This window comes from Tessaracoccus aquimaris (assembly GCF_001997345.1).
In the GTDB taxonomy this organism is placed as follows: Bacteria; Actinomycetota; Actinomycetes; order Propionibacteriales; family Propionibacteriaceae; genus Arachnia; species Arachnia aquimaris.
This window is the reverse complement of the sequence record NZ_CP019606.1, coordinates 2866558-2892168: the sequence shown is the minus strand read 5'-3', so window position 1 is coordinate 2892168 and position 25611 is coordinate 2866558. Positions and strand designations below refer to the sequence as shown.

At 70.1% G+C, this 25611-nt stretch carries 21 protein-coding genes; 10 read left to right on the top strand and 11 right to left on the bottom strand.

Annotation, left to right across the window (positions count from 1 at the left end; genetic code table 11):
* Positions 1 to 241 precede the first annotated feature (241 nt).
* A complete protein-coding gene (locus tag BW730_RS13255; RefSeq protein WP_077686666.1) occupies positions 242 to 1762 on the bottom strand; it encodes a DEAD/DEAH box helicase in 1521 nt (506 codons plus the stop codon).
* Between the two features lie 309 nt (positions 1763 to 2071).
* The gene (locus tag BW730_RS13250) at positions 2072 to 3313 is read right to left on the bottom strand and encodes an alpha/beta fold hydrolase (protein ID WP_226996810.1); all 1242 of its coding nucleotides are present in this window, start codon (positions 3311 to 3313) and stop codon (positions 2072 to 2074) included.
* Between the two features lie 574 nt (positions 3314 to 3887).
* Here BW730_RS13250 and BW730_RS19460 point away from each other — a divergent pair.
* A complete protein-coding gene (locus tag BW730_RS19460) occupies positions 3888 to 4712 on the top strand; it encodes a hypothetical protein (RefSeq protein ID WP_226996809.1) in 825 nt (274 codons plus the stop codon).
* A 49-nt stretch (positions 4713 to 4761) separates the two neighbouring features.
* Positions 4762 to 5841: a S9 family peptidase gene (locus BW730_RS19455; protein ID WP_226996808.1), complete on the top strand. Its 1080-nt coding sequence runs from the start codon at positions 4762 to 4764 to the stop codon at positions 5839 to 5841.
* 378 nt (positions 5842 to 6219) lie between these two features.
* Here BW730_RS19455 and BW730_RS13240 read toward each other — a convergent pair whose 3' ends face one another.
* Together BW730_RS13240 and BW730_RS13235 are read right to left on the bottom strand one after the other, a co-directional pair.
* Positions 6220 to 9414, bottom strand: a complete 3195-nt coding sequence (locus tag BW730_RS13240; RefSeq protein ID WP_077686664.1) for a GH92 family glycosyl hydrolase — start codon at positions 9412 to 9414, stop codon at positions 6220 to 6222.
* A 155-nt stretch (positions 9415 to 9569) separates the two neighbouring features.
* Positions 9570 to 9896, bottom strand: coding sequence for a YciI family protein (locus tag BW730_RS13235; protein ID WP_077686663.1), 327 nt, complete (start codon positions 9894 to 9896; stop codon positions 9570 to 9572).
* Positions 9897 to 10021: 125 nt separating this feature from the next.
* On the opposite strand from BW730_RS13235, the gene BW730_RS13230 reads away from it, so the two are divergent.
* Both BW730_RS13230 and BW730_RS13225 read left to right on the top strand, forming a co-directional pair.
* A complete protein-coding gene (locus BW730_RS13230; RefSeq protein ID WP_077686662.1) occupies positions 10022 to 11686 on the top strand; it encodes an FAD-binding dehydrogenase in 1665 nt (554 codons plus the stop codon).
* 185 nt (positions 11687 to 11871) lie between these two features.
* Positions 11872 to 12690, top strand: a complete 819-nt coding sequence (locus BW730_RS13225; protein WP_077686661.1) for a TSUP family transporter — start codon at positions 11872 to 11874, stop codon at positions 12688 to 12690.
* Positions 12691 to 13263: 573 nt separating this feature from the next.
* Here BW730_RS13225 and BW730_RS13220 read toward each other — a convergent pair.
* The gene (locus tag BW730_RS13220) at positions 13264 to 14085 is read right to left on the bottom strand and encodes a DMP19 family protein (protein ID WP_077686660.1); all 822 of its coding nucleotides are present in this window, start codon (positions 14083 to 14085) and stop codon (positions 13264 to 13266) included.
* Positions 14086 to 14172: 87 nt separating this feature from the next.
* On the opposite strand from BW730_RS13220, the gene BW730_RS13215 reads away from it, so the two are divergent.
* The gene (locus BW730_RS13215) at positions 14173 to 14517 is read left to right on the top strand and encodes a hypothetical protein (protein ID WP_077686659.1); all 345 of its coding nucleotides are present in this window, start codon (positions 14173 to 14175) and stop codon (positions 14515 to 14517) included.
* Between the two features lie 46 nt (positions 14518 to 14563).
* Positions 14564 to 15229 carry a DNA alkylation repair protein gene (locus tag BW730_RS13210; protein WP_077686658.1) on the top strand — a complete coding sequence of 222 codons (666 nt, stop codon included), beginning with the start codon at positions 14564 to 14566 and terminating at the stop codon, positions 15227 to 15229.
* Positions 15230 to 15280: 51 nt separating this feature from the next.
* On the opposite strand, the gene BW730_RS13205 is transcribed toward BW730_RS13210, so the two are convergent.
* Complete coding sequence (locus tag BW730_RS13205) at positions 15281 to 15958, bottom strand: winged helix-turn-helix transcriptional regulator (RefSeq protein ID WP_077686657.1); 678 nt, start codon at positions 15956 to 15958, stop codon at positions 15281 to 15283.
* Position 15959: 1 nt separating this feature from the next.
* Positions 15960 to 16394: a VOC family protein gene (locus BW730_RS13200; protein WP_077686656.1), complete on the bottom strand. Its 435-nt coding sequence runs from the start codon at positions 16392 to 16394 to the stop codon at positions 15960 to 15962.
* A gap of 203 nt (positions 16395 to 16597) precedes the next feature.
* On the opposite strand from BW730_RS13200, the gene BW730_RS13195 reads away from it, so the two are divergent.
* Complete coding sequence (locus BW730_RS13195; protein ID WP_145952866.1) at positions 16598 to 17860, top strand: low temperature requirement protein A; 1263 nt, start codon at positions 16598 to 16600, stop codon at positions 17858 to 17860.
* Here BW730_RS13195 and BW730_RS13190 read toward each other — a convergent pair.
* Entirely contained in the window at positions 17857 to 18501 is a 645-nt protein-coding gene (locus BW730_RS13190; protein WP_077686654.1) for a Pr6Pr family membrane protein, read from the bottom strand. The two genes, BW730_RS13195 and BW730_RS13190, sit on opposite strands and share 4 nt — an antisense overlap.
* Before the next feature lie 268 nt (positions 18502 to 18769).
* Positions 18770 to 20434 (bottom strand): formate--tetrahydrofolate ligase, encoded by a 1665-nt coding sequence (locus BW730_RS13185; RefSeq protein ID WP_077686653.1) that lies wholly within the window; start codon positions 20432 to 20434, stop codon positions 18770 to 18772.
* A gap of 142 nt (positions 20435 to 20576) precedes the next feature.
* On the opposite strand from BW730_RS13185, the gene BW730_RS13180 reads away from it, so the two are divergent.
* On the top strand, positions 20577 to 21083 hold the full coding sequence (locus tag BW730_RS13180) for a GNAT family N-acetyltransferase (RefSeq protein ID WP_077686652.1): 507 nt from the start codon (positions 20577 to 20579) through the stop codon (positions 21081 to 21083).
* Positions 21084 to 21591: 508 nt separating this feature from the next.
* Here the strand turns inward: BW730_RS13180 and BW730_RS13175 are convergent.
* Positions 21592 to 22629, bottom strand: a complete 1038-nt coding sequence (locus BW730_RS13175; protein WP_077686651.1) for an extracellular catalytic domain type 1 short-chain-length polyhydroxyalkanoate depolymerase — start codon at positions 22627 to 22629, stop codon at positions 21592 to 21594.
* A 47-nt stretch (positions 22630 to 22676) separates the two neighbouring features.
* Between BW730_RS13175 and BW730_RS13170 the strand changes: the two genes are divergently transcribed.
* Positions 22677 to 23111 (top strand): MarR family winged helix-turn-helix transcriptional regulator, encoded by a 435-nt coding sequence (locus tag BW730_RS13170; protein ID WP_077687662.1) that lies wholly within the window; start codon positions 22677 to 22679, stop codon positions 23109 to 23111.
* An 867-nt stretch (positions 23112 to 23978) separates the two neighbouring features.
* Here the strand turns inward: BW730_RS13170 and BW730_RS13165 are convergent.
* On the bottom strand, positions 23979 to 25166 hold the full coding sequence (locus BW730_RS13165) for an amidohydrolase (RefSeq protein ID WP_077686650.1): 1188 nt from the start codon (positions 25164 to 25166) through the stop codon (positions 23979 to 23981).
* Positions 25167 to 25212: 46 nt separating this feature from the next.
* On the opposite strand from BW730_RS13165, the gene BW730_RS13160 reads away from it, so the two are divergent.
* The gene (locus BW730_RS13160) at positions 25213 to 25608 is read left to right on the top strand and encodes a VOC family protein (RefSeq protein WP_077686649.1); all 396 of its coding nucleotides are present in this window, start codon (positions 25213 to 25215) and stop codon (positions 25606 to 25608) included.
* Positions 25609 to 25611: the final 3 nt, after the last annotated feature.

Here is a 25611-nt window from a genome sequence, read left to right as displayed (position 1 = left end):
CGACTGCGATGCCGGCGGTCGGACCCTTGCCCGCTGACGGACCCTCGACTGCGCGGCGATCGCTTGCTGTATCCGCCGACTTCGGCGACACCGGCCCTCGGACCGCTCGCCACGACGGGCACGTAGGGGGCCGAGGGATCGTCCCGGGCGGCGTCGACGCCCTTCCGGCCCAACGCTGAGCGACGGCAACGACCCGGTCGCACATGGCGACCGGGCCGTTCATCTGTCGAGCCGTGAGGGGTCAGCGACCCCGGCGACGCTGGGCGCTGAAGGCCGCCACGCCGCCGGTGCTTCCCGCACGGGACGCGCTCGAGTGGCCGGAGCCGGAGCGACGCGACTCGCCGCCGCGACGCTCGCCGCCTCCGCCGCCTCGACGCTCACCAGAGCCGCCACGACGGGCGCCGCCGCGGCTCTCTCCGTCGCGTCGGGACTCGGAGTCCCTCCGGTTGCCCGGCCGACCGCCGGCCGACGGGCGATCCGCGCCAGCCGAGCTGGGGCGACGGCGGTTGCCGCCACCGTTGCCTCCGTTACCGCCGTTGCCCTGGGGCTGCGCGGGCTTGGACGGGTAGGCGACTGCCTGCGCGGCCTCGGGGGACAGGAACTCGCGCTCGCCCGGGGCGAGCGAGGCCAGCAGTTCGTCGCCGGAGCGCACGACGGCGGTCGTCGGGTTGATCTTGGCCGCGCGCATCAGGGCGCGGACCTCGCTGTTCTGGTCGGGCGTGACGAGCGTCAGGACGGTGCCGGCCTTGCCCGCGCGCGCCGTCCGACCCGAGCGGTGCAGGTAGGCCTTGTGCTCAGCGGGCGGGTCGGCATGCAGGACCAGTTCGACGTCGTCGACGTGGATGCCGCGGGCCGCGATGTCGGTGGCGACCAGGGTCCGCACGGCGCCCGAGTGGAACGCCTCGAGGTTGCGGGTGCGGGCGTTCTGCGCGAGGTTGCCGTGCAGGTCGACCGCGGGGACGCCCATCGAGATGAGCTGTTTGGCGAGCTTCTTGGCGCCGTGCTTGGTGCGCGTGAAGACGATCATCTTGCCGGGGGCGGCCGCCAGTTCGGCGACGATCCCGACGCGCTGCGCCTTGTCGACCTTGAGCAGATGGTGGTCCATGGCCTTGACGGGCGACTCGGCCGAGTCGGCCTCGTGGGTCACGGGCTGGTGCAGGTAGGCCTTGACGAGCACGCCGACGCCCTGGTCGAGCGTTGCGGAGAACAGCATCCGCTGCCCGCTCTCGGGGGTCTTGTCGAGGATGCGGCGCACCATCGGCAGGAAGCCCATGTCGGCCATGTGGTCGGCCTCGTCGATGATCGTGATCGTCACGGCCGAGAGGTCGACGGCGCCCTGGCCCATCAGGTCGAGGAGGCGGCCCGGGCAGGCGATGAGCACGTCGACGCCCCTGGAGAGGGCGCGGACCTGCGGGTTCTGGTTGACGCCGCCGAAGACGGTGACGTGGCTGAGGCCCGCGGTCTTGGCCAGCGGGGTCAACGACTCCTCGATCTGCGAGGCGAGCTCGCGGGTCGGGGCGAGGATGAGGGAGCGGGCCTTCTTGGGCGCGGCGGGGCGGCCGTCGGAGAGACGGGCGACGAGCGGGAGCAGGAAGGCGAAGGTCTTGCCCGAGCCGGTCCGGCCGCGGCCGAGGACGTCGCGTCCGGCCAGCGAGTCGGGGAGGGTGGCCTCCTGGATGGGCGTCGGGCTGGTGATGCCGCGCGCCTCGAGGGCGGCGACTAGGGAGGTGGGCACGCCGAGGCGCGCGAAATCTGACGACAAAGGGATCCTTATTGATCGGTGTCTTGCGCGGCGCCCGTAACTCGCCCCCGAGTGGGGCGTCAGGCGCGGCTGGCGGAGTTCCCAAGCGTGGGTTCGGCTCCGATCACCGGCGGCCCACTGCAAGACTGGGTGGACCGGAGGCCCATTCTACCGTGAAGGTTCAACTATTCCCGAATCGGTCGTCCGTGGCCGGGGTTGGCGAGGCCTTGAGCATGTTTGGTTGCTCGTTGTCTCGAAGGCGCAGTTTTCACGTTCCAAACACAAACGGGTCACCAAACATGCTCAAGTAACCACTCGATCCGCGGGCGTTCAGCGAACGAGGCGACCCGCGGCAACGTCGAACAGGTGGGGGAGCACGTCGCCAGAGCGCAGGCCGCTGTGTTCGTGCCCGCTGGTGACGAACGGCATCACGCCCGGCATCAACGCAGCCGTCTCCATGGAGTACTCGACGGGCACGTAGATGTCGTTGTAGTAGACGGCCGCCGCGCCCTTCGCGCCGGACGCCGCGATCGCTGCCTCGTCGTAGAGCCTCGGCCATTCGATCTCGGCGACGGCGTCGACGACCTCGCGCCACGGCTGGAAGGCCGGGACCGTGTCGGCCCAGTCGCGTCGGACGTGCTCGGCGGTCAGCAGCGTCGGGTCGGCCCGGAAGTCGTCCGGTTCGACGCGCTCCGCCGCCCATCGGGTGGCGGCACCGTCGGCGTAGCAGGACTCGTGGATCACGTAGTACAGCGGGTTGCGGCCGCCGAAGGGCAGCGCGTCGGCGAGGTCGTAGCGGAACGCGTTGGTGCGCGGATCCTTGTCGAGCAGCGCCCACAGGCTCTGCCAGCCGTCGTCGGAGCCGAGCAGCGACCCGATCGAGCGCAGCCTCGACACCGAGACGACCTCTCCCGACGACAGCACCAGGTCGCCCGCTCCGGCCAGGTCGACTAGGCGGCTGACCGCGTCGCGGTGCTCAGGGAAGCGGCGGTAGTAGGCCTCGGTGGCGTTGCGGACCTTGTCGAAGGACAGCGCGTACGCCTCGTCCGGGGTGTGGCCGACCGCGCTCAGCCCGCCCGTGAAGAAGACGGTGTCGAGGGAGGCCGCGTCGGTGCTGAGGTAACTGAGGGTGGTGAAGCCGCCGAACGACTGGCCGAGCGTCGACCAGGTCTCGACGCCCAAGTGCTCGCGCAGCGCCTCGGCGTCGCGGACGATCGAGTCGGCGCGCAGGTGCGTGAGGCGCTCGACGAGTTCGTCGGTGCCGCGGGCGAGGTCATCGTCGCCGATCGGGGTCGACTTTCCGGTGCCGCGCTGGTCGAGCATCACGACGCGGTAGCGCTCGAGGGCAGCGTCGAGCCAGGACGGCGAGGTCGGCGCGTGGAACGGGTTGGGCCCCTCATAGCCGGGTCCACCCTGCAGGAACGTGAGGTAGGGCAACTTCTCGCCGCCTTCCCGGGTGATGACGGCGGCGTGCACGTCGATCGTGCGGCCGTCGTCCGGGTGCTTCCAGTCGAGGGGGACGGTGATGGTGTGGTCCTCGATGGACAGGTCCTGCATGCGTCGGGTGCTCACATGGCGACCATAGCCGCACTGGTCAGGGCGCTGGCTTGCGGACCCTTCGACACGGGCGCAGGCGCCCTGCTCAGGGAGCGGCGGTCCGTTCGTCGAGCTTGTCGAGACGTCCGATTCTCCAGTGGAGGTCTGCTCCGGCGCCGGTGGGAGTCTGCTCCGGCGTGGGTGGGAGGTTCGTGGTTGTCGGGTCGTTCGTCGAGCTTGTCGAGACGTCCGATTTGCCGAGTGGAGGTGACACCTCCTGGGTGTTGGTTGCTGGTTGCTGGTGGCTTGTCGCGCGGAGTCGGGTGGGTGAGGCTTGTCCAAGCGCGGCGGCTTGCGGACCCTTCGACACGGGCGCAGGCGCCCTGCTCAGGGTTCGGCGTCCGTTCGTCGAGCTTGTCGAGACGTCCGATTGCCCAGAGGAGGTGACACCTCGGTGCGGGTGGCGCAGTTCGTGGCTGGGCCTAAGGACTCCCAGAGGGTGGACGACGCCAGTCCCTATCGGGTGGCAGAGTTGGGACATGCCTGACACCCAACCCTCCCCTGGTTCGATCTCGAGACCTACGTCACCACCCCGCGCCTCGCGGGCCTCATGCTCAGCCACGACGGCTCGACGCTGATGGCCTCGGTGCAGGGCCCGGACACAGACAAGACCTCCTACGTGACCTCGCTGTGGAGCGTCGACACCGCGGGCGAGCGGCGCGCCATCCGCAAGACGCGTTCCCTCAAGGGCGAGGCCGCGGCGGCGTTCCTGCGCGACGGATCGCTGGTGTTCACCTCCAAGCGAGACATCCCCAACGACGGTGACGCGCCCAAGGACTGGACCACGGCGCTCTGGTGCCTGCCCGCCGACGGCGGCGAGGCCTACGTGCTGGCGCGGCGAGACGGCGGTTGGGGCTCGGTACTGACCAACGCCGCCAACGACGACGTGCTGCTCGGCGTGCTGATGTATGACGGTGTCGACGGCGACGAGGCGGACGCCGAGAAGCGGGAGTCGCGCTCCAAGCGCAAGGTGTCGGCGATCCTGCATGACGGCTACCCGGTTCGCTACTGGGATCACGACCTCGGCGCCGAGCACCTCCGAGTCCGTCGCGCCCGAGTCGTCGGGGACATCGACGACCACAGCCTCGCCGACAGCGCCGATGTCACCGGCGACGTTGGCGACGCGATCGGGGGCTCGCGCAGTCGCGAGACGGCTCGACCCTGGTGGCGGTGTGGAACGAGCACCTGTCGCGCGGCGTCACCGTCGAGCGGATCGTCAGGATCGACCCCGTCTCCGGGGAGCGCAGCGTCATCGCCTCCGATGAAGAGCACGAGTTCGCGCAGCCGGTGGTCAGCGATGACGGCAGTCTCGTGCTGTGCATTCGTCAGCGGATCTCCACCTCGGAGCGCGCCGTCGAGGCCCAGTTGTGGCTGATCGACCTGGCCTCCGGCGACGAAAGGGTCGTAGCAGGCGAGTGGGACAGGTGGGGCTCTCCGTCGCCTTCTCCCCAGACGCCTCGACCGCGTTCGTCGTGGCGGATGAGGACGGCGCATCGCCGGTCTTCTCGGTCGATCTGGTCTCAGGGGAGGTCCGCCGGCTCACGCAGGAGGGCGCCCACTCGTCCGTCATGATGGCACCCGACGGCGCCACCCTGTATGCGCTGCGCACGTCCTACTCCAACCCCGGCGACATCGTCGCCATCGATGTCGAGTCGGCGACCAGTCGCGTCCTGCAGGCGCCCGTCAGCTACCCGGACCTGCCGGGACGCGTCGAGCGCGTCGAGACCACCGCCGCCGACGGCACCCGCATCCCCGGTTGGCTGGTGCTGCCCGACGGCGCGTCCGCCGAGAACCCCGCCCCGCTGACGCTCTGGGTCCACGGCGGCCCGGTCTCGTCCTGGAACGCCTGGTCGTGGCGCTGGTGCCCCTGGCTGCTAGCGTCGCGCGGCCAGGCGGTGCTGCTGCCCGACCCGGCCCTGTCGACCGGCTACGGCCAGGACTTCATTCAGCGTGGCTGGGGACAGTGGGGCGCGGAGCCCTACACCGACGTGATGGCGCTCACCGACGCGATCGAGGCGCGCGCCGACATCCGCGACGACGCCACCGTCATGATGGGCGGTTCGTTCGGCGGCTACATGGCGAACTGGATCGCCACCCACACCGACCGGTTCAAGGGCATCGTGTCGCACGCGTCGCTGTGGAACCTGACGAGCTTCGGCCCGACGACGGACGCAGCCTGGTACTGGAAGCGGGAACTGAGCCCGGAGATGCTGCAGGCCAACTCTCCGCACCTGCTGGCGGCCGACATCGTCACGCCCATGCTGGTGATTCACGGCGACAAGGACTACCGGGTGCCGATCAGCGAGGGGCTCGCGCTGTGGTGGGCGCTCAACGAGAACTACGACGGCGACCCCGCGCAATTCCCGCACCGCTTCCTGTACTTCCCCGACGAGAACCACTGGATCCTGACTCCGCAGCACGCGATCGTCTGGTACGAGTCGGTGCTCGGCTTCGCTGAGGCGGCTAGGAACGACACGACGATGGAGCATCCGGCGATCCTGTAGGTCGCGCTGGTTGAGCCATGGCGGGCGCGGAGCGGCCGGCATCGGTCGAAACCTCGCGAGGCTCGCAGGGACCCAGTTCCCCGAGCTTGTCGAGGGTCCGATTGTGGTCGGGTGTGCTTGTCGGTGCGGGTTGGTTGGTTTCGACGCGAGCTACGGCGCTGCGCGCCTTGGCGCGGCTCAACCCATGGTCGGCGGGCGTTGCGGCGCTTCGCGCCTTGGCGCGGCTCAACCGGCGGGACCGCTGGTTGAGCCATGTCGAGCGCGGAGCGGTCGACATCGGTCGAAACCTCGTGAGGTGTCCGGGGGCTTGGGCCAGGTCTCTGCGTGGGTCCGGGTTGGTTTCGACGCGCGTCGCGGCGCTTCGCGCCTTGGCGCGGCTCAACCCGCGGTGACGGGGCGCAGCGCCAGCAGTTCGACCTGGGCCAGCGTGACCGGCGTCTCGAAGACCAGACGCAGAGCCTCGGCCTCGACCGGGGCGTCCAGCACGAACGGCCGAAGCTGCGTCGGCCACTCGAACGACTCGCCTTCGCGACCATCGACCACCGACCAGTTGGTGCCGTCGTGGGCCTCCAGGCGCCACGCCAAGCCGTCGGCCGCGTCGGCGCCGCCCGTGAGCGTGTACGCCTCGACCCGGGTCGGCGCGTCGAAGCGCCACTCGAGCCCTTCGTCCGCCGCGAGCCTCGCCTCGCCTCGCGGTTCGTCGTCGACCAGCACCGACACATCGGCGTCGCTCGCTGACAGCGCACCCTCGGCCCCACCCGTCCGCGACACCGTGCCCTCGGAGCCCACGTCGACCCAGCGGCTCGGTGCCTCGCCCCACGGGGTCAGCGACGCGGCGGATGCGTCCTGCTCGACGCCCCACGCCGACTGCTGATCGCCCAACAGGAACACGAGTTCCCGGCCGCCCAGCAGTTCCGAATGGTCGATCCAGGTCCGGTCGACAGGGGCGCCGTCCAGCGACACCGACTGCACGTAGTCGCCGTCGCCCTCGGCGCGGATGACGAGGTCGCCTCCTGGCAGTCGCCAGCGGCTGACAGGCACCGACGGGGAGTGCAGCGTGTAACGCGACGTGCCGACCTGCAGCGGGTACAGCCCGGCGATGGCAAACAGATACCAGGCCGACATCTCGCCGTTGTCCTCGTCGCCGGGGTAACCCTGGCCGACCTCGGAGCCGCGGAACAGGCGTCGGACGGCGTCGCGCACGATCTCGCCGACCCGCCACGGCGTCGACGTGAACGCGTACAGGAACGGGATGTGGTGCACGGGCTGGTTGCTGACGGCGAACTGGCCGGCCCGCGTCAGGCGCGCCTCGGTGATCTCGTGCATCCCGGCCGGGTAGGTGCCCGGCAGTTTGCCGCGCTCGGGCGTGGCGAAGAACTCGTCCAAGCGGCGACGCAGACCCTCACGTCCGCCCACTAGATGCGCCAAGCCCGCAACGTCGTGCGGGGCGGGGAAGGCGTAGGACCAGCCGTTGGCCTCCGTGTAGTCGCCACCCCAGACGCATGGGTCGTACTCCGCCGACGGGGTGCGGAACGATCCGTCGAGGCGGCGACTCTGGAAGAAGCCCGTCGAGGAGTCGAACAGATTCGCATACGTCGAGGCGCGGCCAATCAGATAGGCCGACTCGTCGCGCAGCCTCCTGGCGGCGCGCTCGTCAAGCGTGGGGTCGTCGGCGAGGCGTCCCGCCATCAGGCCGAGCGCGTGGTCGTTGAGTGACGCCTCGAACGCCCACGACACCGGCTCGTGCGACTCAGGGGTGGGCGCGCCGTGGAACACGAACCACAGGTCCTTGCGGCCGACGCCGGGAGAGGTGGGCATCGCCGTCGCGTTCCGCAGACCCGCCAGGTAGGTGGAGCGGCGGTCCGGCAGCGGGGCGCCCTTGGCGTCCAGGTCGGCGAAGGCCACGTCGGAACTGGTACCGGTCATCAGGTCGGCGTAGCCGGGCGACGACCACCGCGCGACCCATCCGCCGCTGCGGTACTGCTCGACGAACCCATCGGCCAGCGCGGCGCCCTCCGCTGGGTAGGCGAGCGCGTACAGGGGCCACACGGTGCGGTAGGTGTCCCAGAAGCCGTGGTTGACGGCCATCCGACCTGCGACGACCTGGGCGCCGGTGACGTCGTCGTCGCTGTCGCGCAGGTGCGGAAGGACGGGACTGGCGTGCACCGTCGAACCGTCGACGACCTCGTCGCTGAAGTTCGGGAAGATGCCGACGCGATACAGGCTGGAGTAGGCGCTGACGCGCTGGTCGTGGCTGGCCCCCTCCAGGTCGAGGACCCCGAGCCGCTCGGCCCACAGCCCGCGGGCCGCGTCGGCCAGGTCGGCGAAGTCGGCGTCGAGTTCGTCGCGCAGCACCGCGACCGCCTGCGCCGACCCAACCAGCGACGTGCCGATCCGGGCCTCGACGCTCTCCCCGGGGCGGGCGTCGAGTCGGATCCGCAGCGGCTTGGCGTTGTCGAGGCTGGAAGGCGCATCGAAGGCGATCGCCACGTACAGCCTGCTCCTGCCGACCGACAGGCCCGAGCCGTTGTCGACCCAGCCGACCCACAGGCCGTCGTCCCGCTGTCTGAGACGGAAGTCGCCGCTGCACACGCCGACGCCGAGTCGCAGCGTCCCGTCGGAGTCGGGGAGGCCGAGGCGCACGATGCAGCCGTGGCCGGTGGGGGCCAGTTCCACGAGCGGACCGTCGTCGAGTTGGACGCGGTAGCGGTACGGGCGCGCCTCCTCTTCGGCGTGGCTGAACGTGTGCGGCTCGCACGAGTCGGCCCACGTCGGCGTGAGGATCAACTGGTTGCGGTCGCCCATCCAGGGGCTGGGCTGGTTGGTGAGGACGATGCCCTCGAACGCGGGGTAGCCGGACGAGGTGTTGTGCCGTGCCCACGAGTAGAACCAGTCGAGGGCGCGGCGTGTCGACGGCGAGGTCAGCAGCGCGCCGTTCGGCAGGCCGGTCGCCGGGTAGGTGTTGCCTCGCGAGAGTTCGAAGGACGAGTTGGAGCCGCGGCGGGTGTCGACCAGGTCGACCGGATCGAGCCCGCGGGGCCCCGCATCGATGGCGACGTCGTCGATCCACGCCTGACCCGCGTCCGTTGACTCGACCCATGCGACGACCTGCGTGACGGTGCGGCCCTCGAACCCGTCGAGGGCGCAGGAGACGCGGTTCCATTGCAGCGGCATCAGGATGCGCGAGGTCCCCTGCGCGGCCGGGGAGAGTCCGACCCCGTGCGCGTCGATCGGGGAGGACGCCGACAGGGTTGTGCCGTCGTCGAAGAGCAGGTCGAGGCAGACGAACGCCCCGGGCGGCGTCGGGTCGTCGAGGTCGGCGTCGAGGAAGATGTCGTAGCTGAGCCGCCCATTCGCGGGGACACGCACCGGGGTGTCGACGATGACGACGCGACGCTCGCCCGGGCCGTCCCAGCGCACCCGCATCGCGCGGAGCCCGGACGAGCCGTGCCGTGAGGTCCCGGCGAGTTGGGTCTGCGGGCCGGAGCCGACCTGCGCGGTGATGCCTTCGCCTTCTCCCGGCGACGCCGGCTGAGATGCTTCGAAGGAGGTGCGCAGGACGTCGGGAATCATCGGGGTGAACTCCTGAAAGGGCTACGAGATCGCCGTCGGAGGACGGCGCCGGCATCTATCTTCGCGGAGGACGCCGGGACATGCCACCGCGCCCCGGGGTAACCGCTCCCGGCAAGGAGCGGAGGCGCCGATCGGGCGGCGAGTGGGGTGGACGGTCAGTCCTGAATCTGGCGGACCTCCAGGTAGCCACCTTGGCTGGTGATGGGGTTGCGCTGGGCCACGGCGAGGGCCTCGTCGAGGTCGTCGATCTCGATGACGTAGGCGCCGACGAGCGCGCCCTTCGGCTCGGCGGACGATGCGTCGTCGTGGACGTTGCCGAGCGTGACCGTCGCCATCGGGTCGCTGACGACGCAGGCGAACCGCAGCACGTCCTCCTGCTGGATCTGTTCGGCGTAGGCCTGGTGCTCGGCGAGATCGTTGGACGAGTCGCGGTCGGGATCGGGGCGAGTGGGGCCGTAGAGGCAGATCAGGAACTTTGCCATGGGAGTTCTCCTTGCATCGGTGACCGTTCCAGTCTCACCCCGGGGTCGGCAGGTGTGCAGCCGTACGCCCAAACCGGTGCCGCGTCGGCCAGAATGTCTGCGAAAGCAGATCTGGGAGGTCGAGCATGTTCAAGCCGGACGTCGTCGTGGTCGGGGCGGGGCTCGCCGGCCTGGTCGCCGCGTACGAGGCCGGCCTGCGCGGCAACCGGGTGCTGATCCTCGACCAGGAGAACCGCGCCAACCTCGGCGGGCAGGCCTTCTGGTCGCTGGGCGGGCTGTTCCTGGTCGACAGCCCCGAGCAGCGCCGGATGGGCGTGAAGGACTCCCTCGACCTCGCCTGGCAGGACTGGAACGGTTCGGCGCAGTTCGACAGGCTCGCCGACGAGGACTCGTGGGGGTCGCAGTGGGCCCGCGCCTACGTCCAATGGGCCGCCGACGGCAAGCGCGAGTACCTGCGCAGGCTCGGCTGGAGCGCCGTCCCCTTCGTGGGCTGGGCCGAGCGCGGCGAGGGGTCGGCGCTTGGGCACGGCAACTCGGTGCCCCGCTTCCACATCACCTGGGGGACCGGGCCGCGGGTCGTCGAACTGTTCGCGACGCCGGTTCTGGAGGCCGAGCGCGCCGGTCGCGTCGAGTTCGGCTTCCGACGCAGGGTCGACGACCTGATCGTCGAGGACGGGGCGGTGGTCGGGGTGCGCGGGTCGGTGCTCGCCGACGACGACTCCGCCCGGGGCGTCTCGTCGTCGCGCGAGGTGGTCGGCGACTTCGAGGCGAGGGCGAGCGCCGTCATCGTCACCTCCGGAGGCATCGGGCACAACCACGAGCTGATGCGCCGCAACTGGCCAACCGACAGGGTCGGGCCAGCGCCGTCGCACCTGATCTCCGGCGTCCCCGCGCACGTCGACGGCCGGATGCTCGGCATCACCGAACGCGCGGGCGGCCGCATCGTCAACCGGGACCGGATGTGGGCCTACACCGAGGGCATCCACAACTGGGACCCGATCTGGCCCGACCACGCCATCCGGATCCTGCCGGGCCCGTCGTCGATGTGGTTCGACGCTCTAGGGCGCAGGCTGACTGGCATGTCCGGCGTGCCCGGCGCCGACTCGATCGGCGCCATGAAGCAGATCCTCGCCACCGGGCACGACTACTCCTGGTTCGTGCTGACGCAGTCGATCATCGAGAAGGAGTTCGCGCTGTCCGGGTCGGAGCAGAACCCGGACCTGACGGGCAGGGACGTCTCGTTCCTCGTGAAGACGCGGCTCGCAAAGGGCGCGCCCGGGCCCGTCGAGGCGTTCAAGCAACACGGCATCGACTTCGTCGTCGCGGACACGCTCGGGGAACTGGTCGCCAGGATGAACGGGATCACGCGCGGACCTGCGCTGGACGTCGAGGAGATCGAGCGGCAGATCGTCGCGCGCGACCGCGAGATGGACAACGCGTTCACCAAGGACGTGCAGGTGATGGTGATCCACAACGCGCGTCGCTCCCGCACCGACAAGCTGATCCGGGTCGCCCGGCCGCACAAGATCCTCGACAGGTCGCACGGACCGTTGATCGGCGTCCGGCTCAACATCTTGTCGCGCAAGACGCTTGGAGGGCTGCAGACGAACCTCGACTCGCAGGTCCTCGACGCGGACGGCGCGGCGATCCCTGGGCTGTTCGCGGCTGGTGAGGTCGCCGGGTTCGGCGGCGGGGGAGTGCACGGCTACAACGCGCTCGAGGGCACCTTCCTCGGCGGCTGCATCTTCTCCGGTCGCGCCGCGGGTCGCGCCGTCGCCGACCGCCGCTAGCGCCGCCCTGGCGCGGGGGTCCCGGGGGTCCCCTGGGCTCCGGAGGTTCGGGGTGTCGGGAGGGCCTGGCGTTGAGCATGTTTGGTAACTCGTTTCGGATCTGAACGTTCAAATGTGCTGCGGGGGACAACGAGCAACCAAACATGCTCAAGGTCCCACCCGGCCGCTGTCGTAGGGTGGCGGCCATGATCCCGCTCGACGCCTGGCTGCCCGACGGCATCAGCGTCGAGACGCTGGCCTTGCTCGTCGTCGCCGCCTTTGCGGCGGGCTGGGTCGACGCCGTGGTCGGCGGGGGTGGGCTGATCCAGTTGCCCGCGCTGCTGCTCGTCCCGCAACTCGCCCCGGTGCAGGCCCTTGCCACCAACAAGTTGGCGTCCATCTGCGGCACCGCGACCAGCAGCGTCACCTACTACCGACGCGTGAAACCCGATCTCCGAACCGCCCTGCCGATGGCGGGCTTAGCGCTGCTCGGCAGCTTCGCAGGAGCCGCGGTCGCGACGGTGCTGCCGACGGCGGTGTTCAAGCCGATCATCGTGCTGGCGCTGGCTGCCGTCGCGATCTTCGTCGCCGTCCGCCCGCGGCTCGGCGCGGCCACCAGCCTCCGGTTCGAGGGGCGTCGGCACCACTTCGTGGCTGCCCTGTTGGGGATCGGGATCGGCTTCTACGACGGCATGCTCGGCCCGGGCACGGGCGCCTTCCTGGTGATCTCCCTGGTGAGCGTTGTCGGGTACAACTTCATCGCCGCCAGCGCGAAGGCCAAGATCGTCAACTTCGCCACCAACCTGGGGGCGCTCGCCCTGTTCGTGCCGACGGGCGCGGTCGTCTGGGGCCTCGGGCTGTGCCTGGCGGTCGCCAACGTCGCTGGTAGCTACCTGGGGTCGCGGACGGCGATCGCGAAGGGGACCGGCTTCGTCCGCGTGATCTTCCTGTGCGTCTCCGCGGCGTTGATCCTCAAGTTGGGTTGGGACGTCTGGGTCGAGACAGTCGCACCGATGCTGCGCTGATTGCGCCGTCGTTCCCCGAGCTTGTCGAGGGGTCCGATCGTCTGATCGGTGTGCGGACTGAGTGCTGGTCGAGTGGAACCTCGCGTTGGCGTGCGGAGTGCTCGCGGGGTTCCACGGGGTCGGGTTCTGCGTTCGGGTTGCGGACGTTTCGACGCGGGCGGCGCGACTTCGTCGGCCGGCCCGGCTCAACGAGCGGGTCTGCCGATTGAGCCGCCTGCCGGGCGGAGCCCGCGTTGGCGTGTCGAAATCCTCCTGGGTCAGGGCAGGGTCGGTTGGGTTGCGGACGTTTCGACGCGGCCGCGCGACTTCGTCGGCGCGCCCGGCTCAACGAGCGGGTCGTTCCCCGAGCTTGTCGAGGGGTCCGATTGTGGGCGGGTGTGCTGATTGAGCCGCCTGCCGGGCGGAGCCCGTGTTGGCGTGTCGAAATCCTCCTGGGTCAGGCAGGGTTGGTTGGGTTCTGCGGTCGGGGTGCGGACGTTTCGACGCGGGCGGCGCGACTTCGTCGGCCGGCCCGGCTCAACGAGCGGTACGGGCCCGGCTCACCGAGCTGTGCTTTCCCGGCTCAACGAGCGGTCAGCCGACCGGGAGCAGGTCGGCGATCCTTGCCCGCAGGATCTCCTCGTCGCCCTCTCCGGGGTACAGGACCGCCTCGTCGCCGACCGTCTCGTAGCGGTGCAGGCCCTTATCGGTCAGGAAGAACCAGTCGATCTCGCCGCCCTCTCCGGGCGACCCTGCCGTGATACGGTCGAGGGTCAGCCCCGCGCGCTCGCACAGGCCGATCGCGATGTAGACGAAGTCGGGCTGGGGCATGTCCTCCAGCGCGGCCTCGCGTTCCGCCAGGTCGGGAAGCTCCGCGAGCAGGTCGCGGATCAGGCCCTGGATCTCCTCCTCGGGAAGCACCACCACGTCCGGCTGGCTCATCAGGTACGCCGCGTTGCGGATCACGAGGTCGTCCTCGGCCTCCGCGAAGCCGACGGCGGCGGCGTCGAGCCTGTCGCGCACCGGGTTCTCGCCGAACAGGTCGCTCTCCAGGAAATCCTCGATGTCCTCCGTGCTCATCGCGTCGAGTTCGGCCCGCGCCCGGGAGAACACCGCCGCGTGCTGCGCCGCGCCCATCTGCTCGAGGCCGGCGGCGACGCACTCAAGCACCAACGGCGACGCCTCGCTGTTGAAGGCGAACTGCGAGAAGCCGCCATTGGCCATCTGCGCCTGGTAGAAGTCCGTGTAGTAGCTGATCAGGGCGGCGGCGGGCAGTTCGTCCGGCCCCAACAGCGCGGCCAACTCGTTGACCACCTCGATGTTGCTGAGGATGACGTCGTACGGATCCTTCGACGCCACAGCCTCGGCCGAGACGATCAAGGGGGCGATGGGATCCGGGGGTGTCTGCTCGGACATGTTTCTCCTAAGTGGGGTCCCCCAACCCTAACCGCGTGAGCCTCCCGGTCGGGCGTCGCTGGCCCCACCCCGACCTACCCTTTTGCGATGAGCGAGTTCAACGCAGCCCCGCAGTTCAGGCCACGGCCGTTGCTGCATCTGCTGTGGACCGTTCCCATCGCCCTGGCTGTGACCTGGCTCGCCGGTGTGTGGATGACGATCAACTGGTGCGGCATCAGCGGCTGCAGCGGCGGCGGGTTCGGACGCATCAGCGATCCGTCGCTCGGTGGGGTGCTCGTCGGCTCGGCACTGATCGCCTTCGTCTGGTTCGCGATCGTCGCGATCATTCCGTGGCACACGTCGCGACGCATGAGGCTGATCCTCGCGGTCGTCGCCGGGCTGCTGATGTCGACCGCCATGACGCTGATCGGCACCAGCGCGTTCGTCCGGTGAGCCCTCGACGCGCGGTCTAGGGTTGGTTCCTCAGAAGGGAGCCGAGATGACGGACACGACGACGGACGAGGTGCTTGCGGAACTGGGCGCCCTCGCCGATCCCAGGATCCAGAGCGTCAACCAGCGTCACGGCGATGACCACGCCGTCAACCTCACCAAACTGCGTGCCGTCGCAAAGCGACTCGGCGCCGACCAGGATCTCGCCAAGAGGCTCTGGGTGACGGACGACACCGCCGCCAAACTCGTCGCCCTGCTGATCTGTCGACCCAAGCAGTTCGACGCCGACGAACTCGACGCGATGCTCCGCGGCGCACGCACGCCCAAGGTGCACGACTGGCTGGTGGGCTACGTCGTCGGGAAGGGGCCGCACGCCGACCGGCTGAGGATCGCCTGGCTCGACGACCCGGATCCCGTCATCGCGAGCGCGGGCTGGGCGCTGACGGCCGACCGGGTCGCGAAGGCGCCCGATGGCCTCGACCTGCCTGGGCTGCTCGACACCATCGAGGCCGAGATGAAGGACGCCCCCGAGCGGCTCCAGTGGCAGATGAACACCTGCCTGGCGCAGATCGGCATCCATCATCCCGCGCTCCGCGAGCGCGCCGTGTCCATCGGTGAGCGCCTAGAGGTACTCAAGGACTACCCGACGCCGCCGAACTGCACCTCGCCCTTCGCGCCGGCCTGGATCGCCGAGATCGTCAGACGCCAGGGCTGAGGGCTCGCCGCCTCGCCAGGCCCTCCGTGGCCGAGACCGCCGAAGAGCGGGTCACCGCGCCGGTGCGACCGGAGGATCGATCCGAAAGGTCGCCGCGAAGCGTTCCAGTAGCCCGGGGTCTCCCTCAAGCACCTCGACGGCGCCCTCGGCGAGCGCGTCGGCCGGGGTCAGCGTGCCTGCGATCACCTCGCGGATCCTCGGACCCGCCATGATCACGACCTCCGATCGAGCGTCGTGCTCGGCCACCCAGGCGGTGCCGAGGTCGGCGACGGTGAGGCGGCCGTCGGTGACTGTCACCAGAAGGCGCGCCTCGCCGACCCGCATCTCGTAGGTCGCCTCCGGCGCCGACGTGGGTCGGAATGCGGCCCGCAGCGCCACCGTCAGGGAGTCGGCCGTGACGACGTCACCGTCGGCCGGTTCGCCCATCGACGCGAACCCCCAGCGCCCGAGCGCCAGGATGATCGGCTCGAGCGCCCGGCCGTAGTCGGTGAGTTCGTAGGCCGGGCCACACTTGGCGATCGGCACCCTGCGCACGACGCCCGCCTCCTGCAACTCCTTCAGTCGCGTCGCCAGGATGTTGGTGGGGACCTTCGGCAGCCCTCGCTTGAGGTCGGAGTAGCGCCGCGTGCCGACCAGCAGGTCGCGGATGATCAGGATCGCCCACCGCTCCCCGACGAGTTCGACGGCGGTCGCGACGCCGCAGTACTGCCCATGGCCCCGGGGAGCCACGTCAGGAGTTCTCCGCCAGGTACGCCTCCGGCCCCTTCGCCGCCGCCTCGGGGGCCATGTACAGGAAGCCGAGGATGTTGCCGTCCGGGTCCTCGAGGTCGCGGGAGTACATGAAACCGTAGTCCTGCGGTTCGCGCGGCTCGCTGCCGCCCGCGGCCAACCCGGCCGACATGGTGGAGTCCACGTCCTCGCGGGAGTCGCGGGTGAAGGCGATGCTCGTCTGGGCGTGGGTCGCGGGGTCGATGACCTCCTTGGTGGTGAACGTCTGCAGGTACTGCCTGGTCAGGACCATGAAGTAGATCTCGTCGCTGAACACGATGCAGGCGGCGTTCTCGTCGGTGAAGTTCTCGTTGATCGTCGCGCCCAGCGCGGTGTAGAACGCCTTGCTTCGTTCCAGATCGCTGCTTGGGAGGTTGACGAAGACCTGTTGGGACATGCTGGCTCCTTCATGAGGGTCGCCGACCCGGTCGGTCGACGGTGGGCCGTGTCTGACCCATCTCTAGCTTGCAAAAAACAAGTGAATTCTGTCAAGGGTCCTTTGGGGTCGACTTCGATTGTGGTGGGATCGCGCCGCCCGCGCATCCGACGTGAGGGGCACCGTCGGCCGTACTCTGTTCCCACCCGCCGGAAGGACCTCGCGTGACAAGCACCGACACCGCAGCGCCGCGGCCGCCGCACGGGCTCACTCCAATGGTCGGACGCGACCCGCACGAGCCTCACCGCGTAGGGTCGCCGCTCGAACTGATCTTCGACCTGATCGCCGTCGTCGCCATCGCCATCGCGTCCTCGCAACTGGGGCGCCTCATGAGCGAAGGCCACTGGGTGGTCGGCATCGGCTCGTTCCTCTTCGCCGTCTTCGGCATCACCTGGGCGTGGTCGAGTTACTCGCAACTGCTCTCGGCCTTCGACACGGACGACTGGTCGGTCAGGCTGGTCACGCTCATGCAGATGGTCGGCGTCCTGGTGCTGGCGCTCGGTATCGAGCCCATGGTGACGTCGGTCGACGCGGGCCTCGCGCTGAACAACCAGCAGATGGTGTTGGGCTACGTCGTGATGCGCGTCGGCGTCATCATCTTGTGGCTGCGGGTGGCCCACGACTCGCAGCAGTACCGCGCCACGGCGCTCGCCTACGTTCGGGCGCTGGTCATCTCGCAGGTCGGCTGGTGCCTTCAAGCCTTCCTGCCGCTGCCCCCGAAGATCGCCTTGGCGGTGATGGGCGTGTGGCTGCTGCAGGAGGTGCTCTACCCGGTCCTCGCGGAACGGCGTCGCAGGCTGCCGTGGCACCCGCACCACATGGCCGAGCGCTATGGCGCCTTCACGATCATCACGCTCGGGGAGGTGGTGCTCGGCACCGTGACGGCGGTCGGCGCCGACGTGACGGCGTCGGGTTGGAGCCTCAACGCCATCGTCGTCAGCGTCGCGGGCCTCGCGATGGGGTTCGGCATCTGGTGGATCTACTTCATCCTTCCCGCCGGCGAACTGCTCGCGGTTCGACCGGAGCGGTTGCACGTCGTCGTGGTGCTGCACGTCCTGCTCTATGCCTCGATCGCGGCCACCGGGGCGGGCCTGCACGTCGCGGCCAACTATGTGGAGGGGGAGAGCCACGTCACGCTCCTGTCGATGGCGCTGGTCCTGGCGTCCGCGCCCACCGCGGCGGTAGCGGTGATCTTCGCGCTGTTCCACGTGCTGCTGCCGGGCTTTGACGGGTTCCACCTCGGCCTGCTCCTCGGCACCCTTGCGGTCGCCGTCCTTGGCGTGGTGCTCGCCGCATCCGGGGCTCCGTTGAGCGTGGTTATCGCGGTGCTGACGCTGATCCCGTGGGTAAGCGTCGTCGGGTACGAGTTGCGGGGCCATCGCACGCTCAGCAGTCGCGTCGAGCAGGCGGTCGGGCCGCGCCCCTAAGCCGTTCCTCCATCGGCCGCGGGCACACTCGGAAGCCGGTGGGAGGCCCACCAGACGACCGCGCCAAGCGCGAGGCCGGTGGCGAAGATGGCGAGGCAGACGACGGCGACCGACCCGTAGCCGTTGCCCGGATCAAGGAACGGGTACGGCACCCAGCCGTCGCTTGCGCCGCGGGCGAGCACCACGCCCAACCAGACGGCCGGGTAGGCCAGCACCCACGGCAGTGCCCGCCACGGGAGGGGCGGTCGGTCGCGGACAAGGGCCCAGTCGAGGGGCAGGAACAGCGGGGTGATGATGTGCAGGACGGTGTTGGCCCACGGCACCGGGACACCTCCGGCCTCGGCGAGCGGGGCGAGCAGCGTCGCGTAGACGATCCCGACGATGACGAGGTAGACGGTGACGCAGCCCCGGGCGACGTGCAGCCAGCCAGGGACGCGCCTCGCCGTCAGGCTGAGGACGGCGACTGCTGCGAGCACCACCATCGCCAGCAGGTTGGCCTGGACCGTGAAATAGCCGAAGTAGTTGAACGGGTTCGGGGGCTTCCCGAGATCGGCCCAGGCGAAGGCGAAGGTCCACGCCACCGCCGCCAAGATCAGGGCAGCGAGGGTGAGGCGGGCGACGGCTGGCCACAGCGGCTTCATGGCCGAACGCTACTGGCGACGGTGGCGCTCCGTCACCCCCTCGGGGGTGCCGTGGACGGACGCGCCGTCGCCCGGGGTGCGGGTCAGGCGTTGAGCAGTATCGGCAACTCGTTGCGCGACACGCCGCGTGGTCACGGCGTGTCGGCCAACGACCAACGGATGCTGCTCAAGAAGCCCCCGCGCCGGGTCCCGTGAATAGTGTCCCTCCGGGCGTCGATGAACGGGGTTGCGCTTGCGCCCAGCCGGACGGCGTCGACCTGGCCCGCGGTCAGAACAGCCCGACGATCTCGCCGTCCTCGTCGACGTCGATGGCCTCGGCGGACGGCCGGGCGGGAAGGCCCGGCATTGTCATGATGGTGCCGCAGATCATCACCACGAAGTCGGCGCCCGCGCTGAGCCGGACCTCCCGCACGTCGACCACATGCCCCTCGGGAGCGCCCCTGAGTTTCGGGTCGGTGGAGAACGAGTACTGGGTCTTGGCGACGCAGATCGGCAGACCACCGAACCCGTCGGCCTCCAGGCGGCGGATCTTGGCCCGCACTGCGGAACTGGCGCTGACGTCAGAGGCCCCGTAGACGCGGGTCGCCACCGCGCGAAGCTTGCCAAGCAGCGAGTCCGTCAGGGGGTAGCCGTAGGTCGGCTCGGTCGGGGCGTTGTCGCCCGCTACGCGCATGACGACCCGTGCCAACTCCTCCGCCCCGGCGCCGCCCTCGGCGAAGTGGCGCGCCTCCACGGCTGGCACGCCCAGCCGCACGCATGCCTCGACGATCGCCGCGACCTCCTCCGGAGCGTCCTCGGCGCGGTGGTTGATGGCCACGACGACCTTCTGCCCGAACACGTCACGCATCGTGGCGACGTGCCGCTCGAGGTTGACCAGTCCGCCGCGCACAGCATCGACGTCGACGTCGGGAAGGTCCTCGACGGCGACCCCTCCGTGGTACTTCATGGCGCGCACCGTCGTCACGACGACCGCGCAGGCGGGACGCAACCCGGCGTCCCGGCAGACGATGTCGAAGTACTTCTCCGCGCCCAGGTCGGCACCGAAACCCGCCTCCGTGACGACCCAGTCGGCGAGCCGCAGCGCGGAATGGGTCGCGATGACCGTGTTGGTACCGTGCGCGATGTTGGCGAACGGCCCGCCGTGCACGAACGCGGGCGTGTGTTCCATGGTCTGCACCAGGTTGGGGGACAGCGCATCGCGCAGCAGCGCCGTCATGGCGCCGTGCGCGCCCAGATCGGCGGCCGTGACGGGGCGCTTGTCGAGCGTCTGGGCGACGACGATCCGCCCGAGTCGCTCCTTCAGGTCGGCGAGGGAGGTGGCGAGGCAGAACACGGCCATCACCTCGCTAGCGGGCACGATGTCGAACCCGCCCTCGGCGGGGAAGCCGTTGCTGACGCCGCCCAGGCCGGTCACGATCTGGCGCAGCGCGCGGTCGTTGATGTCCAACACCCGGCGCCAGGTGATGCGGCGCTGATCGATGCCCAGCGCGTTGCCGTGGAAGATGTGGTTGTCGATCATGGCGGCCAGCAGGTTGCTGGCCGAAGCGATCGCGCTGAAGTCGCCCGTGAAGTGCAGGTTGATGTCCTCCATCGGGATCACCTGCGCGTAGCCGCCGCCCGCGGCTCCGCCCTTCATGCCGAATACCGGGCCCAGCGCCGGCTCACGCAGGCACAGCATCGCCTTCTCGCCCAGCCGGGTCAGTGCGTCGCCCAGCCCGACGGTCGTGGTGGTCTTGCCCTCGCCTGCGGGGGTTGGAGATACCGCCGTCATGAGGATCAGCCGACCCTGGCGCCTCGGGGGGAGCGAGCCGAGCACCCGGAGCGGGATCTTCGCCTTGAAGCGTCCGTAGGGCTCGATCTTGTCTGGGTCGATGCCGAGTCGCTCGGCGATCGTCGCGATCGGCAGCGGGGTGGCCGCTTGGGCGATCTCCATATTGTTCAGTGTCAACGCTGGCACCTTCCGGGATTCGTCCCACTCACTATGGCATCCCCCTCAGCGGGGGTGCCAGTCAGGGCCACATTGGCGTGGTCGACGGGGAGTTTCAGGCTCAGCCGGGTGGCTTAGGGTGGGACGCATGGAGGCAGTGCTACGCCCCGCGGAGGGGCCCGATTGGGAGGCGACGGAGCGCGTCGAGCGCGCCGCGGATCGGCTGCTGGTCGACCTGCTGAGCCCCGAGGAGTGGCCCCCCGCGGCGACGGCTGCCGAGCGTCGCGCCGCGCCCGGCTTCACGCTGGTCGCCGCCGTTGGCGGTGAGATCGTCGGGTTCGTGCAGGTGCTCGAGGTCGACGGGGCGACGCACCTGGAGCAGGTCTCGGTGCTGCCGGAGTCCGGCGGCCGGGGGATCGGACGGCGGCTCGTCGAGGCGGCCGTGGCCGAGGCAGGGCGCCGCGGGTATCGCGAGATCACGCTGCGGACCTTCGCCGACGTCGCCTTCAACGCCCCGTTCTACGCATCGTGCGGTTTCGTGGAGTCCGCGCCGGCGACGCCCTTCCAGGTCGGGCTGGTCGCGGTCGAGGAGCGCTTGGGCCTGACGTCGATGGGTCGACGCGTCCAGATGACGCGGGCCCTCGACGCCCGCTGACCGCCGCCGGGTTGAGCCGGACTGTCGGGCGCACCTGCCGATTGAGCCGCCTCCCGGGCGGGCCTGTTGGTTGAGCCGTCTGATTGAGCCGCCTGCCGGGCGGGCCTGTTGGTTGAGCCGTCTGCCGGGCGGAGCCCGCGCTGGCGTGTCGAAACCCTCGTGAGGTGGGCGCGAGACGGGGGTCTGGATCGCCTTCAAGGTCGCGGACGTTTCGACGCGGACGCGCGACTTCGTCGGCCGTCCGGCTCAACGAGCGGTGTTCGCTGGTTGAGCCGCCTGTCGGGCGGAGCCCGCGTTGGCCTGTCGAAACCCTCGTGAGTCGGTGGCGGGTCCTTGGATGAGCGCCGGATGCGGCATTGGGGTGGGGGCAGACTGGGTCGGGATCGCCTTCAAGGTAGCGGACGTTTCGACGCGGACGCGCGACTTCGTCGGCCGTCCGGCTCAACGAGCGGTGTTCCGCCAGCGTCGTCGGCCCGTTGCCGCGCGCTGACCGTGAATCCGTCGGCGGCTACCCGGTGTGCTCGACGAAGAAGGACCAGATCTCCTCGGTGGCATCCAACTCGTTGCTCGCCGAGTTGCTGGGGTTTCCCTGCGAACTGGCCGACCCCGGCCAGTGGTGCGCGCCTCCATCAATCGTGATCAGTTCGACGGTCCGTCCGGAGGGGCAGGCCGCCGTCGAGCGCGTGATCGCCCCCGACTGCTGGTCCGTTGGCTCGGAGCAGTCGTCCACCGTGCGCCAGAACTGGTTCACGTCGGGAGCAGATGGCCCGTCGACATTCCCGACGCCCGAACCGGGACCGCCCCCGTAGGGCACCGATGGGTCGGAGGTGCCGTGGATCGCAAGCAGCGAGACCTGTTTGGCGTCGGCGCAGTCGACCAACTGGGTGCCCGAGACCGGGGCGATCGCGGCAAAGACCCCAGGCGCCTCGCACGCGATCCGGTAACTCAGCATCGCGCCGTTGGAAAAGCCGGTCAGGTAGACCCGCTCGGGGTCAAGCGGTTGCTCTCCAAGCAGTTCCGCGACCACGGCGCCGACGAAGCCGACGTCGTCCACGTCGACGGTCTGCGCCCGGCCGCAGCAACTACCCGCGTTCCAGGCCTGGCCGACGCTCTCCGGGTAGACGACGACGAAACCGTGCCGGTCTGCTGCCCGGTCCCAGCCGTAGGCGGCCTCCGCCGTGGCGGCGCTCCCGCCACCGCCGTGCAGCACGACGACCACCTGGACTGGTTGCGGGACCTGGGCCGGTCGATAGGTCCGGAAGCTTCGCTGGGTGCCGTCCCATGTCAACTCATGGTCGGAGCGGCCGCTGGGCAAGGTCAGTGAGGACGGGGCGTCGGTGGAACTCGGGTCGTCCGAGGTCGGCGGCGTGGCCCTCGAAGGCACCGCGCTGGGAGAGGTCGTGCCCGGAGGTGCCGTGCTCGGGCCGACCCTGTCGGCCCAGGTGCAGCCAGACAGCAGCGCGAGGACAAGGACGATGACGGCGAACACTGGGGCGCGTCGCAGGCGGGGGCGGGCCGCGTGTCGTGTCGCCTGAAGGGTGTCCATGCCCCATAATGACAGGTAACCTGACAATCGTGAAGGGGTTGGGCTGGATGACTACCGAGAACGCGCTCGCAGGGCGCACCGTTCCTGGGCTGGTGCAGCGCTTGGCCAGACGCAATACCGCGACGCTGGCGCGGGCGCTCGAGGACGCAGGCATGGACGACCTGCCACCAGCGCAGGCGCTCCTACTCCCCGTCATCGGGCGTGACGAACGGGCGGCGCGGGTGGCCGAGCGAGCGGGGGTCGCGCGGCAGACCGTGGCGCAGGCGATCGCCGGGCTGGAGCGGTCAGGTTACGTGGAGCGCGACGAGGATCCGGACGACGCGCGTGCGAAACTGGTGCACCTCACCCGTCGTGGACGAGAGGCGATCGCCGTCGTCAGGGCCGCAGGGGTCGCCGAGCAGCGTCGCTGGGCCAAGATCCTTGGCCCCGAGCGCCTGGCCGACCTGCGCGAGCACCTGCTTGACCTGCTGGAGTCGGACTGACCCGCCGGTTGAGCCGACTGCGTCTTGGAGCAGTCGGCGTACCTGGATCGTCGGGGCCCGCTGGTTGAGCCGCCTGCCGGGCGGAGCCCGCGCTGGCGCGTCGAAACCTACGTGACGTGGGCGCTCGGCTGAGTGGAGGGCTCCCGTTTCGAGGTGGGCTGGCCATGGATGCGCTGGTCTGTCGGGTTGCGGACGTTTCGACGCGGACGCGTGACTTCGTCGGCGGTCCGGCTCAACGAGCGGTGATTCGTTGGTTGAGCCGCCTGCCGGGCGGAGCCCGTGCTGGCGCGTCGAAACCTTCGTGAGGTGGTCGCTCGGCTGAGTGGAGGGCTCCGGTTTCGAGGTGGGCTGGCCATGGATGCGTTGGTCTGTCGGGTTGCGGACGTTTCGACGCGGACGCGCGACTTCGTCGGCCGTCCGGCTCAACGAGCGGTGCTTCGTTGGTTGAGCCGCCCGCCGGGCGGAGCCCGTGCTGGCGTGTCGAAACCTTCGTGAGGCGGTCGCTCGGCTGAGCTGAGGGCTGCTGTTCGCAGGGTGCTGGCCCTGGGTGCGTTGGCCTGTCGGGTTGCGGACGTTTCGACGCGGACGCGCGACTTCGTCGGCGGTCCGGCTCAACGAGCGGTGATCCGTTGGTTGAGCCGCCCGCCGGGCGGAGCCCGCGCTGGCGCGTCGAAACCTTCGTGAGGCGGTCGCTCGGCTGAGCTGAGGGCTGCTGTTCGCAGGGTGCTGGCCCTGGGTGCGTTGGCCTGTCGGGTCGCGGCGTTTCGACGCGGACGCGCGACTTCGTCGGCCGTCCGGCTCAGTGAGCGGTGCTTCGCGGCGGTCCGGCTCAACGAGCGACTCGGCCACCTTGCAGCGGCACCGAACCTAGATGACCAGTTCGCCGTCCTCGACGACCACGCGGCCGCCCGCGACCACGACCTCACGGCGCGGGGTCCGGACCAGCGCGTCCGGGACGTTTTCGGCGTCGAGGAGCACCAGGTCCGCGCGGTCGCCGACCGACAGTCCGTGCGACCCACGGTGCACGAACGGAGCGGCCGACGACGTCGCCAACTCGACGACCCTCGCGAGGTCCTCGTCCGTCCTGAGCCCGTGCAGGCGGGCGAAGCCGAGCGCGATCTTGAGCAGGTCGCCGTCCCCGAACGGCGACCACAGATCCCGGATCCCGTCGGTGCCGAGGCCCAGATGCATCCCGCGCTCGAGCATCCGCCGCCACGGCAGCGGCGCGGTGCGCACCGGTGCGACCGTGGTCCAGCCGATACCCGCCTCGGCAAGTCTGTCGACCAACGCCTCCTGGCGTGCGGGGGCGACGTCGCCCAAGCCGAACCCGTGCGACACCACGACCCTGCCCTGCAGCCCGGCGGCGATCGTCCGATCGGCGATCAGTTCGAACTGGAACGCCCCCAGTTCGCCACCGTCGTGCAGGTGGATGTCCAGCCCGACTCCGCGCCGCGCAGCGATCTCGAACAGGCCGTCGAGTTGGCCGACCGGGTCGCGGTCGAGCGACGCCGGGTCGATCCCGCCGATGCTCGCGGCACCGGCCTCGGCGGCCCGGTCAAGCAGTTCGAGCACGCCCGGCCGACGCAGTACGCCGTCCTGAGGGAAGGCCACGATCTCGACGTCGACGGCGCCGTCGAGCGCGGCGGCCGCCTCCTTGACCGACTCGATGCCGCGTGTGCCGACCCCGAGATCGACGTCGACGTGTGTACGGGTCGCCGTCGTGCCGTGCCTCAGGAACTCCCGCAGGACCGCGACCGTCGCGTCGACGCTGGGGATGCCGAGCGCGTCGCGCTCGGCCCGCTCGTGCGCGATCCGCCCCTGCGTCGTCGCCTCGCCGCCGTAGGACACCCACTGCCTGCCCCACCAACTCTTGTCGACGTGGGCGTGAGCGTTGATGAACCCGGGCAGCGCCAGCAGGCCGCGCCCGTCGAGCACCCTGTCCGCGACCGCCTCACCGCCGGTCGGGACGATCGCGTCGATCAGCCCGTCCTTCATCGCGAGGTCGACGGCGGCACCGCCGTGCGGGCGGACATTGGTCACGATCAGGTCAGCCATGCTCCCACGCTAGTCGCCGCGAGGTCGAGGGTGGTTGACTGGCCACATGGACCCCACTCCCAAACTCGCAGGCATCCACCACGTGACGCTGAGCGTGAGCGACCTCGACACCACCCTCGCCTGGTACCGCGACGTGCTCGGCTTCGAGCCGGTGATGTCGGCCGAGGTCGATGGCATGCGCAAGGCGCTGCTGACCCGCGACGGCATCCGCGTCAGCTTCGTCGAGCACGGTGACCTGGCCGAACCGGGGCCGTTCAGCGAGCGCAGGGTCGGCCTCGACCACCTCAGCTTCGCGGTCGCCGGACGCCAAGAGCTCGACCGCTGGGTCGAGATCCTCGACAGTCACGAGGTGCGGCGCAGCCCCATCGTCGGCGGCACCATGGGCGACGTGCTCTCGTTCCGCGATCCCGACAACATCGCGCTGGAGTTCTACACCGTCTGATCG